The sequence below is a fragment of the Deltaproteobacteria bacterium genome, assembly GCA_016874755.1.
GTDB lineage: Bacteria > Desulfobacterota > Binatia > UBA9968 > UBA9968 > DP-20.
Window position 1 is genome coordinate 31,704 of the sequence record VGTH01000024.1, and the last position, 15,457, is coordinate 47,160.

Annotated in this window: 11 protein-coding genes; 10 read left to right on the forward strand and 1 reads right to left on the reverse strand. The window is 58.5% G+C overall.

Translation table 11 applies throughout. The annotated features are described in order from the left end of the window. The first annotated feature begins 21 nt into the window (after window positions 1–21). The 3 genes from FJ145_15425 to FJ145_15435 all read left to right on the forward strand — a co-directional run bounded on the left by FJ145_15425 (window position 22) and on the right by FJ145_15435 (window position 3,901). Complete coding sequence (locus FJ145_15425; protein ID MBM4262806.1) at window positions 22–3,138, forward strand: AsmA family protein; 3,117 nt, start codon at window positions 22–24, stop codon at window positions 3,136–3,138. Beyond that, window positions 3,135–3,404, forward strand: coding sequence for a glutaredoxin family protein (locus FJ145_15430; GenBank protein ID MBM4262807.1), 270 nt, complete (start codon window positions 3,135–3,137; stop codon window positions 3,402–3,404). The genes FJ145_15425 and FJ145_15430 overlap by 4 nt, the downstream gene beginning before the upstream one ends. 134 nt (window positions 3,405–3,538) lie before the next feature. Beyond that, a complete protein-coding gene (locus FJ145_15435; GenBank protein ID MBM4262808.1) occupies window positions 3,539–3,901 on the forward strand; it encodes a hypothetical protein in 363 nt (120 codons plus the stop codon). Window positions 3,902–3,986: 85 nt separating this feature from the next. Here FJ145_15435 and typA read toward each other — a convergent pair whose 3' ends face one another. Continuing rightward, window positions 3,987–5,819, reverse strand: coding sequence for a translational GTPase TypA (typA, locus tag FJ145_15440; GenBank protein MBM4262809.1), 1,833 nt, complete (start codon window positions 5,817–5,819; stop codon window positions 3,987–3,989). A gap of 246 nt (window positions 5,820–6,065) precedes the next feature. Here typA and FJ145_15445 point away from each other — a divergent pair, with 246 nt between their 5' ends. From FJ145_15445 to FJ145_15475, 7 genes are all read left to right on the forward strand, one after another. Next, window positions 6,066–6,806: an HD domain-containing protein gene (locus tag FJ145_15445; GenBank protein ID MBM4262810.1), complete on the forward strand. Its 741-nt coding sequence runs from the start codon at window positions 6,066–6,068 to the stop codon at window positions 6,804–6,806. Between the two features lie 240 nt (window positions 6,807–7,046). Further along, the gene (locus FJ145_15450) at window positions 7,047–8,828 is read left to right on the forward strand and encodes an ABC transporter ATP-binding protein (protein ID MBM4262811.1); all 1,782 of its coding nucleotides are present in this window, start codon (window positions 7,047–7,049) and stop codon (window positions 8,826–8,828) included. Beyond that, window positions 8,829–10,643, forward strand: a complete 1,815-nt coding sequence (locus FJ145_15455) for an ABC transporter ATP-binding protein (GenBank protein ID MBM4262812.1) — start codon at window positions 8,829–8,831, stop codon at window positions 10,641–10,643. It abuts the gene before it with no gap. After that, window positions 10,618–11,766 (forward strand): hypothetical protein, encoded by a 1,149-nt coding sequence (locus tag FJ145_15460; protein ID MBM4262813.1) that lies wholly within the window; start codon window positions 10,618–10,620, stop codon window positions 11,764–11,766. Before FJ145_15455 ends, FJ145_15460 begins: the two co-directional genes overlap by 26 nt. A gap of 211 nt (window positions 11,767–11,977) precedes the next feature. Next, on the forward strand, window positions 11,978–13,036 hold the full coding sequence (locus FJ145_15465; protein ID MBM4262814.1) for a zinc-binding dehydrogenase: 1,059 nt from the start codon (window positions 11,978–11,980) through the stop codon (window positions 13,034–13,036). A gap of 126 nt (window positions 13,037–13,162) precedes the next feature. After that, window positions 13,163–14,224, forward strand: a complete 1,062-nt coding sequence (locus FJ145_15470) for an amidohydrolase (protein MBM4262815.1) — start codon at window positions 13,163–13,165, stop codon at window positions 14,222–14,224. Window positions 14,225–14,386: 162 nt separating this feature from the next. Continuing rightward, window positions 14,387–15,424, forward strand: coding sequence for a TAXI family TRAP transporter solute-binding subunit (locus FJ145_15475; GenBank protein ID MBM4262816.1), 1,038 nt, complete (start codon window positions 14,387–14,389; stop codon window positions 15,422–15,424). The last annotated feature ends 33 nt before the right edge of the window (window positions 15,425–15,457 follow it).

Consider the following 15,457-nt stretch of genomic DNA (forward strand, 5'->3'; position numbering starts at 1 on the left):
GCAGCTCTTTTTCTGAGATCCATGAAACGCGCCGGCAAGATTCTCGCTTTCCTCTGCTTCGGCGGCTTCCTGCTACTAGGGGCCGGAGTGCTGGCGTTTTATCATCTGATCCAGTCCGGCGATTTTCGCGCTTTTTTGGTGCACGAAATCGAGCAGCAGACCCAATTCAAAGTTCAACTCGGCGACGGCAGTTTGGAAGTTGGCCGCATCATTGGCGTTGGCTTTCGCAACGTTGCTTTTGCCGAGCCCGAGGGCGGAAGCAACGCGCTGACGGCGCAGCATGTTACGGCGCGGGTGGCGCTCTTGCCGTTGCTGCGGCGCCGTTTCATTGTCAACGAGGTCCGCCTGAGCGCTCCGGTTGTGCGCCTGGTGCGCGACCGGGACGGCAAATTTCCTTTGTTGGACCGCTTGGCCAATTTGCCCTTTCTGCAACAAGATCATGGGCAATTTAGCGTTGACCTGCGCGCCATTCGGATCAGCGCTGGGGCGGTCGACTTCGAGGACCACTATCTCGAAAAAGATCCGGTCCAGACCCAGCTGCGTCACCTCGACCTCGATCTTAAGCGATTGCGCGGCCAAGCGCTGCGCGAATTTCTCCAAAAGCTCGTGCGCCAGCAGATCGATTCGGATCAAGGGGTGCTCGAGTTCGATTTGAAAACTGCCGTTGAGCGCGAGCGCCAACGGGCCAGAGTGCAGGCCGCTGGCACGATGATGTTTCCCAGTGAGAAACTGGAATTCGCGAAGATGCGATTGAAGGCGACGGCACAGGTAAACGACGCGCCGGCGGCGCTGATCCAAGCGCTTTCCAGCGGTCGCATCGCCGCCAAATCGCTCAACGGCAACTTCGATGCACAGCTGGTCGTGGAGGGTCAAGTGCAGCAAAAGCTGCAGTTGAAGGGCGATATCAAATTCGCCGGCCTTGCCGTCGAGGCGCCGGCGCTGTTTTCGGCGCCGCTAAACCCGGGCAAGGGCGAGTTAACCGTGCAGCTAGACTGGCAGCCGCCGCACTTGCTGGACGTGGCGCGCTTCGATCTCAACACTAGCGATCTCAAGCTCAACGCCCGCGGCGTGTTGCGAAAGATGCCCAACCAGCAGGCGCAAATTCAATTGAGCGCACTGGCGCCGTCCCTATCCGTGGCGGTTTTCAAAAAATATCTGCCGGCAAAAGGGCTTGCCTCGCCGCAGCTCGATCAACTCATGACGTCGCTCCAAGAAGGCGAGATCGAGATCAAGCGCTTGGGCTTGGCGGCCAATCTCGGCGAGCTAAAGCAGCTTAGTTTCGACGGCCTGCGCGACCGGCTCAGCCTCGAAGTGGAGCTGCGCAAATTTGCCGGCCGGTTCGGCGCCAATTCTTTGCCCATGCGGGGTGTGCAGGGGAACGTGACCTTTGACAAGGGGCTGTTTTCGCTAAAGAACCTTCGCGGCAGCTATGGCCAGACTCGCCTTGATGATCTCGATGGCACCTACCGGGTTTTAGCCCAGGGGCAGAGTCATCTCGATGTGCGCAGCCAGGGAGAATTGGACCTGGCCGAGCTGCGCGAGCAGTTGAAGCAAGACGGCGCGCCGGTACAGCTCGCCAAACTCAGCCAGCAGCTGCGCGAGGCTGCCGGCCGCGCCAAGTTCGAGATCGCCCTGCAGCGCACCACGCCGGCGCCTCCGGTGGCAGAGGGAAAACTCATTCTCGATGGTGCGCGTCTGCATTTCGATCGCTATGCGTTGGCGGATGTCAAAGGCGAGCTGGTTTTCACGCCGCAAGAAATCCGCGCTGAGAAAGCGCGGGCGGTGCTCAACGGTTCGCCGGCGCAGATTCGCTTTAGCGCGCGCAATTACGCCGCGGAGAACGGCGTGTTCGACCTGCGCGTCGACTCGAACGAAATGAAGGCCGGCGTCGTCACCACACTCTTTCAACCGAAAGCCAGCTTGTCCGACCCCGGCATGGTGCGCGGCTGGGTGCGCTACCAGGGACCGTTGGCCAATCGTGAAGGGCGCAAGTTCACCGGCAATCTGGAGCTCGCCGGCGTGCAGCTCCACTTGCAGCCATTGCTGCAGCCGCTGCGTGAGTTGAACGGCACCATCAAGTTCGACGACGGCGGCATCGATTTTCAGAACATTCAGGGCTTGCTCGTGGGCGCGCCTGCCAGCGTCAATGGGCGCTGGCGCTTTGGCCAAAAAACGCCGCTGTTTTTCGACTTCGCCTCGGCCAATCTCGATCTGCAATATTTGATGACGCAGATCGACCATGAAGCCGCTGAGTTCTACGCCAATCTCGAGGCGGTGGGCAAGATTAGCCTGGCGCGCGGCCGCTACAAGTCGTTCGAGTTTACCGATCTCAAGACCGACGTCGTGATCGACCATAGGGTCTGGAAACTATCGCGGCTGGCGCTCAACGCCGGCGGCGGCACACTGCAGGGGACTGCGGTGATTCATGACAAGCCGGACGTGGTCGAGTTCAGCGTCGAACCGAAAATGCAGAGCGTGCCGGTGCGCAACCTGTTGTCCTGGTTCGAGGGCGGCCGAGCCGAGATGACCGGCCGCGTCAACATCGCCGGCCGGCTGGAATCGGTCGGTAAAGATGGCGCCGAACGGCTCAAGAACCTCTCCGGCGCGTTTCACTTGCGCGTCGAGGACGGCACTATTCGCCGCATGCGTGTCCTCGTGCAGATTCTCAACCTGTTGGATCTGTCGCGCTGGTTTACGTTTCAGGTGCCGGACTTCGACAAGCGCGGCATCAACTTCCGCAGCATCACTGCCGACTTCAAAGTCAATCGCGGTGTGTACACGACGAACAATCTGATCGTTGACAGCGACGATTTGCGCATGACGGGGGCGGGCAAAATCGATTCGCCCAAAGATGAGATGGAATTTACCATCGCCGTGCGGCCTTTTGCCGGCATCGATACCGGCTTAAATCAGATTCCGCTCATCGGTACCGGTATCGCCGCCATCAAAAATTCATTCTTGGTGGCGAATTTCAACATCAAAGGCTCCATGGACAATCCGACGATTACGCCGGCGCCGCTGAGCACGCTATCGGAATGGGTTCTGGGCATTTTGCGTATTCCTAAAAGCATGTTGACTCTGCCGGGCGGTGAGAAAAAGGATCCTGCCGAAGTGGCGCCTCGCGAGCCACCGCAATGACGGTGCGGCTCACGCTGTACACGCGCCGGGATTGCTGTTTGTGCGATGAGATGAAGGCGGCGATCCGCGATGCTGCCGCGCACTGTGATTTCTCTCTGGATGAAATCGACGTCGACGGCTCCGACGACCTGCGCGAGCGCTACGGCGACCAGGTGCCGGTGCTGTTGATCGATGGCTACAAGGCATTTAAGTATCGAGTGACGTCAAAGGCGCTAACCCGGCGTCTGCAGAAGCGTCCCTCATTGCTCAACCGGTTCTTGAGATGAGTCCAAGCAAATCTAAGGATCAAAGACCATCAGGCGATATTGCCTCGTTTGCATGCTCTCCGCCGGATGAATTTCATGCTGGGATGACCGTCAAGAGTAATGCTTACCGAAAAAATATCTGCGGGAGTCTAGTCATGCAACTCATCATCGGGAAAAAGGATTTCTTCCTGAGGGCGGCTTTGTTAGGTGCCTTGGCCGTTTCGTCATCGGTTCAGGCCGCTACCCCGGGGCGGCCAGCTGCCAAAGACGCCAACGTGAGTTGGTCGCTGGCGGGCCGAGAGGGCGAATGCACTTCCTTAGATGTGCTCAAGAAGAAATTCCCCGATCTCGGCGAAGTGAAGAGTCCCTACCAGATGGCCGACAAGCTGAAGGCCAAAGGTCTAAAAGCTGAGGTGAAAGAGCACTGGTTGGGCAAGCGCCCGTCGGTCGAAGTGCGCGTGCCGGACAAAGATGTTTACGTGATGTTCGTAAAGACCGATTTGTGCGGCAGAAAGTAAGTCTAGCCGCAAGGGATCTCGGAACCGGATTGTTTCACCGCCAAGAACGCAAAAAACGCAAAAAAGAAATCGGCGCAGATTTCGGCTATTCTGCCTCTTGGCGGCGGCGCGGCCGCTCTTGCTGTTTGAGAATCTTCTTTCGTAGGCGAATCGACTCCGGTGTGACTTCGACTAGCTCGTCGTCGGCAATCCAATCGAGTCCCTCTTCCAAACCCATTTCCCGGTGCGGTGTGATGATGATGTTCTCGTCGCGGCCGGCGGCGCGGATGTTGGTGAGCTTTTTCTCGCGCACGATATTGACGTTTAAATCGACGTCGCGCGAGTATTCGCCGACGACCATGCCTTCGTAGACCCGCGCACCGGGCGGAATGAAAATCACGCCGCGCTCCTGCAGATGAAACACAGCATAGGGAGTAGCGGTGCCTTCGCGGTCTGACACCATGGCGCCGTTGCTGCGCGCCTGAATTGTCCCATGCCAGGGCGCCCAGCCGTCGAAGAGCGCGTTCATGATGCCGGTGCCGCGGGTGTCGGTCAAAAAGCGCGAGCGAAAGCCGATCAGGCCGCGCGACGGTACTGAGAATTCTAAACGCACCCGGCTCGAGCCGGCGTGAATCATTTTCGTCATCTTGCCTTTGCGCATCGCTAGGAGCTGCGAGACCACGCCGATAAAATCTTCCGGGATGTCGATGACGAGCAGCTCGATGGGTTCATTGAGCGCGCCGTTGATCTCTCGAGTCACGACGGTTGGTTTCGAAACCATCAGCTCGTAGCCCTCGCGGCGCATGGTTTCGATGATGATCGCCAACGCGAATTCGCCGCGGCCGGTGACTTGGAAAGCATCGGGCTGCTCGGTGTCGGCGATGCGCAGGCTGACGTTTTTCTTTTGCTCGAAATAGAGCCGCTCGCGCAGTTTGCGCGAGGTGACGAACTGCCCCTCGCGGCCGGACCACGGCGAGTTGTTGGCGCTGAAGATCATCGCGATGGTCGGCTCGTCGATGCGCAGGGCCGGCAGTGGCTTGGGATTTTCCTTGTCGCTAATCGTGTCGCCGATGCCGACGTCTTCGATGCCGGCGATGGCGACGATGTCACCGGCGTCGGCGCTCGGAACTTCGACCCGCTTCAGGCCTTGCCAACCGTAGACTTGCGTGACTTTGACGAGTTGCTGGCTGCCATCGACGCGGCAAAGGGTATAGTTGCCCACCGCCAGTTTGCCGTTTTTCAAGCGACCGACCGCGAGCCGGCCGACGTAGTCGTTGTAGTCGAGATTGTTGGCCTGAAACTGCGTCGACATATTCGGGTCGATGATCGGACCCGGCAGAGTTTCGACGATCAGGTCGAACATCGGTTTGAGGTTTTCACCGGCGACTTTTAGATCTCGCGTTGCCGTGCCGGCGCGCGCGTTGGTGTAGACGACGGGAAAATCTAGTTGATCTTCGGTGGCGTCGAGATCGATGAACAGATCGTAGATTTCGTCCAGTACTTGCGTCACGCGCGCGTCGGCGCGGTCGATTTTATTGATGCAGATAATCGGCGGCAGCTTGGCTTCCAGTGCTTTCTTGAGCACGAAGCGGGTCTGCGGCAACGGCCCCTCGGAAGCATCGACCAAAAGCATGACGCCGTCGACCATGGCGAGCGTGCGCTCGACCTCGCCGCCAAAATCGGCGTGGCCGGGCGTGTCGACGATATTGATCTTCACATTGCCGTAGTGGATCGTCGTGTTCTTCGCCATGATGGTGATGCCGCGCTCACGCTCCAAGTCCATGGAGTCCATCACCCGCTCGGCGACATGCTCATTGGCACGAAAAATCCCGCTTTGGTGCAGTAATGCGTCGACCAAAGTCGTTTTGCCATGGTCGACATGGGCGATGATGGCGATGTTGCGCACATCGTCGCGCCGAACTACCGAAGATTGTGTCATCCCTACTTTGTGCGGGAGGGGGGCGGGAATGTCAAGAAAGAGAATTGTGAAAGGCAGAAAGCGGTAAGTGAAAACGGCCGACGCGAGGCGTGAGTTCAATTTGTCGGTTGGGTTAGCGCAGCGTAACCCAACGACTCCGGTTGGTCTGAGCGATTTGGTGGTTCAAATTTTTGTTGCGCAGGTATTGGCGCGGGAGTAGAGTCCGGACAAAAGCTAAAACGGGAGGGAAAAACCATGGCCAAAACTATGTCGTTGGACGAGCGGGCCGAGGCCCTTGAGCGCAAGATGAGCGATGATCTCGACAAGGTGCTGTCGAAATCAGCGCTGTTTAACATGGCGGACGGCAAGCTCGGCGCCGTCGGCGCTGACGAGACCGCTAGGCAGGGCAAGTATTTTCTTATGGGCGACGATCCACGGCTGCCGAAGATGCCAGCCAAGCCGACGCTACTCGATTATTTCGACTACCGCGCCAAGGGCATCAATCATATGCTGCAAAGCGCGACCCACGCGCTCAAGGCCTCCATGCCGGAGAAAACGATTCTCGCCTGCTTGCTGCACGACATCGCCAACGCGATCTTCATCAAGAGCGACCACGGCTACTGGGGCGCGCAGTTGATCGAGCCCTACGTCGACGAAGAAGTGAGCTGGGCCGTGCGCGCACACCAGGCGTTGCGCTTCTTTGCCGACGATTCGGTCGGCTACGCCTATCCCGAAGCGTACGTCAGAAGTTTAGGGCGCGACTACGAGCCCGACGACTACATCAAAGAAGCCTACCAGCGCGCCCGCAATCACAAATGGTACATGACCGCGCGGATGATCACCGTCCACGATATTTATTCGTTCGACCCCAACGCGGTGGTGAGCTGGGAACCCTTCGCTGACCTCGTCGGCCGGCACTTCAAGCAGCCAAAAGAAGGCTTGGGTTTCGACAACAGTCCGGTCGCGCACATGTGGCGCACGATTCGGCGGCCGACAAAATACCTGTGAGGGGAGAGCATCAAACCTTGGAATATGATCCGAGCAAAAAGCCGTAGAGGAAGAGTCAAACCATGACGCAGCGCCCACACTGTGCTTATTTGCATCACACCAGTTTGCCCTGGCGCGATCTCGAAGAGTCGAAGCGGTTCTACATCGAGGTTTTGGGCGGCGAGTTTTGCGGTTAAATCTCCGATCCGGTTGCCGCTAGGCCACTCGGCGCCCTCTGCGCTGCTGTGGTGAATCTTCCCTTTGTTGCGAACCCAGACCCCCTGGGCTATCTTTAATGATTACATGGGGCGGCTGAAGGTTTATCTGTGGCGCTATCGGCGCCGTTATTTTTTGGGCGGGTTGTGTCTGCTTGCCACGACCACACTGGTGATGTGGATTCCGTGGTGGATTCGCCAGGCGGTGAGCATCCTCGAACATGGCGGGTCGCTGCGCGATGTCACCTATTACGCGGCGATCATCGGCGCCGCGGCCATCGCCCAGGGCATCGTTCGGACCTACTCGCGCGCGCTGATCTTTAACGCCGGCCGCAACGTTGAATACGACCTGCGCAACGATCTCTTCGCCCATCTGCAAAAGCTGCCGCTGTCCTATTATCACGCACGCCGCACCGGCGACCTAATGTCGCGGGTTATCAACGACATTTCGGCCGTGCGCGTCATGTTGGGTCCCGGGGTTCTCAACGCGGTCAACGCGCCGCTCTATTATGTCTATGCTTTGGCGTTGATGTTCTCGATGGACGTCCGCATGACGCTGGCGGCGGTGGCGCCGTTCCCGCTGTTGATGTTTTTTGCTTGCCGTTTTCGCGGCCGCATGATGAAAGCGTCCCAGGAAGTGCAGGCGCAGATGGCGACCTTGAGCAGCCACGTGCAAGAAAATCTAAGCGGCATGCACGTGGTCAAGGCGCACAGCCAGGAAGAGTATCAAACCCGTCAGTTTGCCGAGTTCAACGAAGTTTACCAAGAAAAGAGCATGGAAGCGGCGCGCATGCGCGGCATCGTTCAGCCGGTGATGCAGGGCTTCAATGCTTTGACGGTTTTGATCGTGATCTGGTACGGCGGCATCCGCGTCGTGCGCGGCGACTTGTTGGTTGCCGACGTGGTGGCGTTCGTCGCCTATCTCAATGTTCTGGCGTGGCCCACCGCCGCCTTCGGCTGGATGTTTTCGTTGATCGAACGGGGCCGCGCCGCCATGCAGCGGCTCGAAGAGGTGCTCAAGGTCGAGCCTGACATCAAAGATTCGCCTAAAGCCCTGCCGGTGCCGGGGCTCAAAGCCGGCGTCGAATTTCGCGACGTGGCGTTTTCCTACGGCGGCCAAGCCAACGGCCATGCGGCGCTGGAGGGTATCAATTTTACGCTGCCAGTGGGGCGCTCGGTGGCACTGGTGGGGCGCATCGGCTCGGGCAAAAGCACGGTGGCGCAGCTCCTGCCGCGCTTGTTCGACGTCGGCGCCGGGGCGGTGCTGTGGGATGGGCAGGATACTCGCAACTTGTCCTTGCGCCAGCTGCGCCAGACGATGGGCTACGTGCCGCAGGATCCGTTTCTGTTTTCGACCTCAATTCGACGCAATCTCACCTTTGGCCGCGACGACGTCAGCGACGAAGAGATCGCCCGGGCGATTCGCCTGGCGCGGCTCGATCGCGACTTGGAAATTTTCCCCAACGGCGCCGATACCGTCGTCGGCGAGCGCGGCGTGACGTTGTCGGGTGGGCAGAAGCAGCGGGCGACGCTAGCGCGGGCGCTCTTGATGGATCCGCCGGTGTTGGTGCTCGACGATTGTCTGTCGAGCGTCGATGCGCAAACCGAAGCGGAAATCTTGGCCGGCATTCGCTCGATTCTCAAAGAAAAGACCTGCCTGATCATTTCGCACCGAACTTCCGCGGTCAAAGAAGCCGATGAAATCCTGGTTCTCGACGACGGCAAGATCGTCGAGCGCGGCAATCACCAGCAGTTGGTCGACCGCCGCGGTATTTACGCCGACATCTACGAACAGCAGCGCTTGAGCGAAGAACTGGAAAGCATCTAGATGGCCCAGGCACACAACCAGGAAGAGGCTCTCGGTAAGGCCTATGACTTTCAGCTCATTCGGCGCCTGTGGGCGTTCATGGTGCCCTACAAGAAGCTTTTCTGGCTTGCCATGTTGCTCCTGCCGCTGCAGCAAGCGTTTGGATTGGCGCAGCCCTATCTGATGAAGGTCGCCATCGACGAGTACATTGCGCAGCGAGATCTCTGGGGCTTGCAAAATGTCGGCTTGCTGTTTTTCGGCGCGCTCATCGGCGAAACCGTCACGGCCTTCTTCCATTTTTATTTGACCATGGAGGTGGCGCAGAAGTGTCTCTCCGACATGCGCGTGGCGATTTTCTCCCATGTGCAGAAATTGCCGATGGCCTACTTCGACCGCAATCCGGTGGGCCGGCTGGTAACGCGCATGACCACCGACGTCGATGTTTTGCAGGAGATGTTTTCCTCCGGCGTCATGACGCTGTTGTCGGACTTCATCATGGTCGTGTGGATCGTCGGCATCATGTTCTACATGCACCCGGGCCTGGCGTTGATTTCGCTGGCGCTGATTCCGCCGATGGCACTGGCGATCAATTTTTTCCGCGTCAAAGCGCGGCAAAACTATCGGCAGATTCGCGAGCGCATCGCGCGCGTCAATGCTTATTTGGGCGAAGCGATCTCGGGCATGGCGGTGATCCAGCTTTTTGCCCGCGAGTCGAAAACCTTCCAAGAGTTCGACGATCTGAACGCCTCGCACCGCGATGCCTACCACCTGTCGAACTTCTACGAAGCGGCGCTCTATTCGATGGTCGAAGCCGCCGGCGCCGTCAGTGTGGCGCTGCTGCTGTGGTGGGGCGGCGGCGAAGTCCTACACGCTGTGATCGGCATCGGCACGCTGGTGGCGTTCAAAGAATATATTCACCGGTTTTTTATTCCGCTGCGCGACTTCAGCCAGAAATACGCGGTCATGCAATCGGCGATGTCGTCGGCGGAACGGATTTTTCAGTTGCTTGATACGCCGGTCGCCATTGCGAGCCCCAAACAGCCCGTCGTGCCCAAGACTTTCCGCGGCGAAGTGGAGTTCGACAACGTTTGGTTTCAGTACAAAGACAACGATCCGGTGTTGAAAGGCGTGTCGTTCAAGATTGCCCCGGGAGAGCGGGTCGCAGTCGTAGGGGCCACAGGGTCCGGCAAGACGACGACGATTAAATTGCTTAATCGCCTCTACGATATTCAAAAAGGCTCGATCAAGGTGAGCGGCGTCGATGTGCGCGAGTGGGATTTGCCGGCGCTGCGCCAGCATATCGGCGTGGTTCTGCAAGACGTCTTCTTGTTTTCCGGCGACGTCGCCAGCAATCTGCGCCTGGGCGACAACACGATTCCGCTCGACCGCGTGGTGGAAGCGGCGCGCGCCGCCAATGCCGACGGCTTCGTGCAGCGCTTGTCGGCCGGCTACGAGGCGCCGGTGCGCGAGCGCGGCAGCAATTTTTCCGGCGGCCAGAAACAGCTGCTTTCGCTGGCCCGGGTGCTGATGTTCCAGCCCGATATCTTAGTGCTTGATGAAGCGACCTCGAGCGTCGACACTGAGACGGAGGCCTTGATTCAGGATGCCTTGGAAAAGATCATGCGCAACCGCACCTGTTTGGTGATCGCGCACCGCCTGTCGACCATCCGCACCGCCGATCGGATCATTGTCCTGCACCACGGTGAAGTGCGCGAGATCGGCTCCCACGCCGAGCTGATGGAGCAGCAGGGGATTTACCATCGCCTCTATCAGTTGCAGTATGAACGAGAAGAGCTCAAGAGCCTGACGCATGACGCGCCCAAGATTCTGGGATAGATTCGCGTTCGATCGCACTCACCTCATGGCCAAATTTCGCCGGCTTCGCTTAGTTCGCAGTAAAGTCCTCGCCCTAGCACTTGTCACAGTATTTCTTGCAGCCACGCTGTCGGGGTGTTCGCCGCTCTACGTCATGCGCGCCGCCTACGAGGAAGGCAAAATCCTCTGGCGCCGCGAGCCGATCGCTCGCTTGATCGAGCAGCCAGACGTCGACGTCGACAAACAGGAGAAACTAAAGCTTGTGCTCGCCGTGCGCGATTACGCGCGCGATTTCCTGCGCATGAACGTCGGCGGCAGCTATTCGAGCTTGTCCTATGTCGATCGGCCCGATCTGACCTACCTCGTGTTGGGGGCGCCCAAGACCGAGTTGCGGCCCTACACATGGTGGTTCTTGATCATCGGCAATGTGCCTTACAAGGGATATTTTTCGAAGGAAGAGGCGCAGCGCGAGATCGCACGGCTGGAAGCCGAGGGCTACGATACCAACATGCGCACTTCGGCGGCGTTCAGCACGCTCGGTTGGTTCGACGACCCGCTGTTGTCGCATTTGCTGCGCTTCGATAAAACCGCGCTGGCTGAAGTCGTCTTCCATGAGCTCTTTCACAACACGCTCTATTTGAAAGGCCAGGGCGCGTTTAACGAAAGCTCGGCCAATTTCGTCGGCCACCGCGCCGCCATCGAGTTTTTCAAAACAAAGCATGGCGAAAGCAGCGCGGAATACCAGCGCGCGTTGGTGGGGTGGGAGGAAGAAAAAGAGTTCGGCGCATTCATCGCCGAGGTCGCACGCACGCTGAGCGATTTGTACAAGAGCGATATCCGGCGCGGCGACAAGCTGCGCCTGCGCGAGTTGGTCTTCACGCGCAGCAAGGCCGAATGGGCGCGGCGCATCGCCGACCGGCCGCGGCATCGCTTTCGCGGTTTTCCCAAGCAGCCGCTCAACAACGCGGTGCTGATGCACTACGTCGTCTACTTGAAAGACTTGCAGCTGTTCGAAACCCTCTACGAATCACAGGGGCGCGACCTCGTGCGCACCGTCGACGCGCTGCGCCAAGCGACACAAAGCGGCGGCGAGCCGTTTGAGGCGGTGCGGAAGTGGATCGAACAGCGCCCGCCGATTTCGTAAGAGTCGTCCAAGAAAATATTCACCACGAAGACGCGAAGGACACGAAGTTCGGAAAAAGAATGTAGAAAAATAATCTTTTCTTGCCTTCGTGCTCTTGGTGCCTTCGTGGTGCGAATTCTCTTTCGCATTCGGCACAACTCATCGTTTGACAATCCACCATCCTGCCGTAGTACCATCGCGCATTCTTGCGACGAGGGGGGGGCTATGGCCAATGAAAGCTGCTGTCTTGCATGAACTAAACAAACCGATGAGCATCGAGGATTTCGAGATGCCCGGCATCGGTCCCGATGAAGTCTTGATCAAAGTCAAAGCCTGCGGCGTTTGTCACACCGATTACAAAGTTATCGAAGGACGGATTCCGAGCAAGATGCCGGCAATCATCGGCCATGAGGTGTCGGGCACCATCGCCGAGGTCGGCGCCAGTCAAAAAGGCGCTTTTAAAGTCGGCGACGCGGTGATCGTCGGCACGCGCTATCGCTGCGGCCATTGCCAATACTGTATGTCGGGTCGAGAAAATCTCTGCCGGGCGCGGCCGGCGCCGGCGTCGTTGAAGAGAACCGACGGGCAAGTCATAAACCGCTGGAACGTCGGCGGCTTCTCGCAGTATCTCGCGCTGCCGGGCTACATGGTTTTCAAGTTGCCGGAGGGATTGTCGCTCGATGAGGCGAGCATCGTCGGCTGCCGCATGACCACGGCTTACAACGCGGTGAAGAACTCAGCCGAAATCAAACCGGGCGATTCTGCGCTGGTGATTGGCTGCGGCGGCGTGGGACTCAACACGATTCAATTCTTGAAGACGTTTGGCGCGTATCCGATTATTGCCGTCGATCTTTACGATCATAAGCTCGAGGCGGCGAAGAAGTTCGGCGCCACACACACAATCAACGGATCGAAGCAGGATCCGGTGCAAGCGGTGCGCGATCTCACCGACGGCGGCGTCAACAAGTCCTTTGAAGCTTTGGGCAACGTCAAAACTTCCGATCAGATTGTCGCGGCAACGCGACCTGGCGGCACAGCGACGATCATCGGCGGTTTGGGCAAAGTGCCGTTCACCATCAGCGACGGCAGCTTCACCATGCAAGAAATCAAGATCGCCGGAGTGGCGCTGCGCCGGCCCACCGACGTCGTCGAAGTTTTGAACATGGTGCGCGACAAGCGCGTCGAGGTCGGTGGATTGGTGTCCAGGCGTTACAAATACGATGAGATCAATGACGCGTTTCATGATCTCGAAGCCGGCAAGAACTTGATGGGCATCACCGTGTGGAATTAGAGGATGGCGTTGCAGATGGCTCACCACGAAGGAGGCACGAAGGACACGAAGTTGGGAAAAAGAATTTAGAAAAATCCTTTTTTCTTACTTTCGTGCTCTCGTGTCTTCGTGGGGTAGTGAGGCTTTATGAACTACAAAATCATCGATGCCGACGGCCATGTGATCGAAGATGAGTCGTTGTTCGATTTTCTCGACGCTTCCTATCGCGCCAAGGATCATCAGTTGAGCTGGGATCGGATGTTTCCCTCGCTCGACTTTCATCACATCGGCGGTCATTCGACGCGCAACAAGAAATCCTTCGGCGGCGGCAAGAAAGTTGGGCCGAAGGAGTGGATGGATTTCGTCGAGATGGCCAATCTCGAATGCTCGGTGCTCTATCCGACCAAGGGGCTGCGCATCGGTAACATCAGCCACCCCGATTGGGCCTGCTACGTGGCGCGCGCTTACAACAACTGGCTGCACGAGCGTTATTTGAAGGCGAGTCCGCGCTTGAAAGGCATGGCGCTACTGCCGATGCAGGACGTTGAGGAGGCCGTCGTCGAGCTGCGCCGTGTGATTACCGAGTTGGGCTTTGTTGGCGCCATGCTGCCGTCGCGCGGTCTGCCCTTCGATCTTGGTCACAAGACTTACTGGCCGATCTATGCGGAAGCGGAGCGGCTTGGCTGCGCCCTTGGCGTGCATGGCGGCGCGCATCACAGCATGGGGCTCGATACGTTCGAAACCTTCGTGCCAATTCACGCGCTGGGTCATCCGTTGTCGCTGATCATTGGTTTCACCGGCATGGTCTATCACGGTGTGTTTAATCAATTCCCCAAGCTGCGCATGGGATTTCTCGAAGGCGGCGCCGGCTGGGTGACGTTCTGGATGGATCGCTTGGATCGTTCGCACTCTTACCATATTGAGTTGAACTTGCGGGGCAAGTACAAAGGCCCGTCGATGGAAGATGTGCCGAGCGATTACATCAAAAAAGGCCAAGTGTTTATCGGCTGCGAAGGCAACGAAGAAGGTTTGCCCTATCAAATTCAACGGGCCGGCAATCAGCATTTTCTTTTCGCCAGCGATTTCCCCCACGAGATCGGCCCCGAGGATATTTTGCACGAAATTGAAGAGGTCGCCGAAGCGCCGATCAGCGATGACGACAAGCGGGCGGTGCTGCGCGAGAATGCCAAACGATTCTATCGAATCTAGGCAATAGGCAAGTGGCATTAGGCAATAGTCAGAATTTGCAGAGGCGTGCTTGATCGCGCCCTCTGACGGTTTGAACAGGCTTTTCGCCTGCGCTCCGCTTGACAACCCCCACCCTACGTTGATAAATAGCGCCACGATTCCGGTTACCTAGGAGGAGTGGCGATGACGTTCTGGACCATCGGCTGGCGATTTTTTCTGGCGCTGAGCTTCGTGCTCATGCCGGGAATGGCGCTGCGCGACGCAGCGGCAAAACTCGATTGCAGCGCCGCCGGCAGCGGCGGCGAAATGCCGCGCACAGCGGCAATCGCCACCAACCCCGCCGGCACCGGGGCGCACGCGCTTGGCGCCGGCCTCGCCTCGGTGGCCAACAAAGCCGCGGGCGTCAATCTCAAAGTTCAGCCCTACAACGGCCCCAACGCCTGGATGCCGCTGCTGGAGAGCGGTGAATTAGAGCTGGGCGTGCTCAACATTCTCGACTCGCAAATGGCCGCAACCGGCACGGGCAATTACAAAAAAGCCTATCCCATGCTGCGCGTGATCGCCGGCGGTGTTTTCCCATTCACCGCGTCGGTGATGGTGCGCGACAAGTCGGATATCAAGCAGATCAGCGACCTCAGGGGCAAACGCATGGCGTGGGACTACGGCGGCCACATGATTTCGCAGACCTTTCTGAATGCGGTCTTGGAGACCGGCGGCATCAAGCCGGGCGATGTCCAGCAAATTCGCGTCTCCAACGTCAACGACGGCATCCGCGCCGTGCCCGAGGGAAAAGTCGATGCCACGTGGGCCTCCCTCGGTACCGGCACCAATGAAGAAGCGAATGCGATGGAGCCGGTGCGCTTTCTCAACGTGCCCAATAACGACAACTCCAATAAGATCCTCGGCCGCTACGGCGGCTCGGTGGTCAAGGCGACGCCGTCGGCCGGCGTGCGCGGCGACACCACCGTGCTCGGTTACGCTTTGCACATCGTCGGGTCGAGCAAGTTGAGCGACCGCTTCGTCGGCGCTCTGGTCAAAGCCTGGTGGGACAATCTTGCCGAGCTGCAGACGATTCATCCGCTATTCAAACAATGGACCAAAGAGAACCAGGCGATCACCAACTTCACGATTCCGTATCATCCGGGCGCGATCAAGTTTCACCGCGAGAGCGGCGTGTGGGGCGCCAAACATGACGCCCGCACCAAGGAGATTTGCGCATAGAAGATTGCCGTAAAGGATTATAGGAGTGTTGGA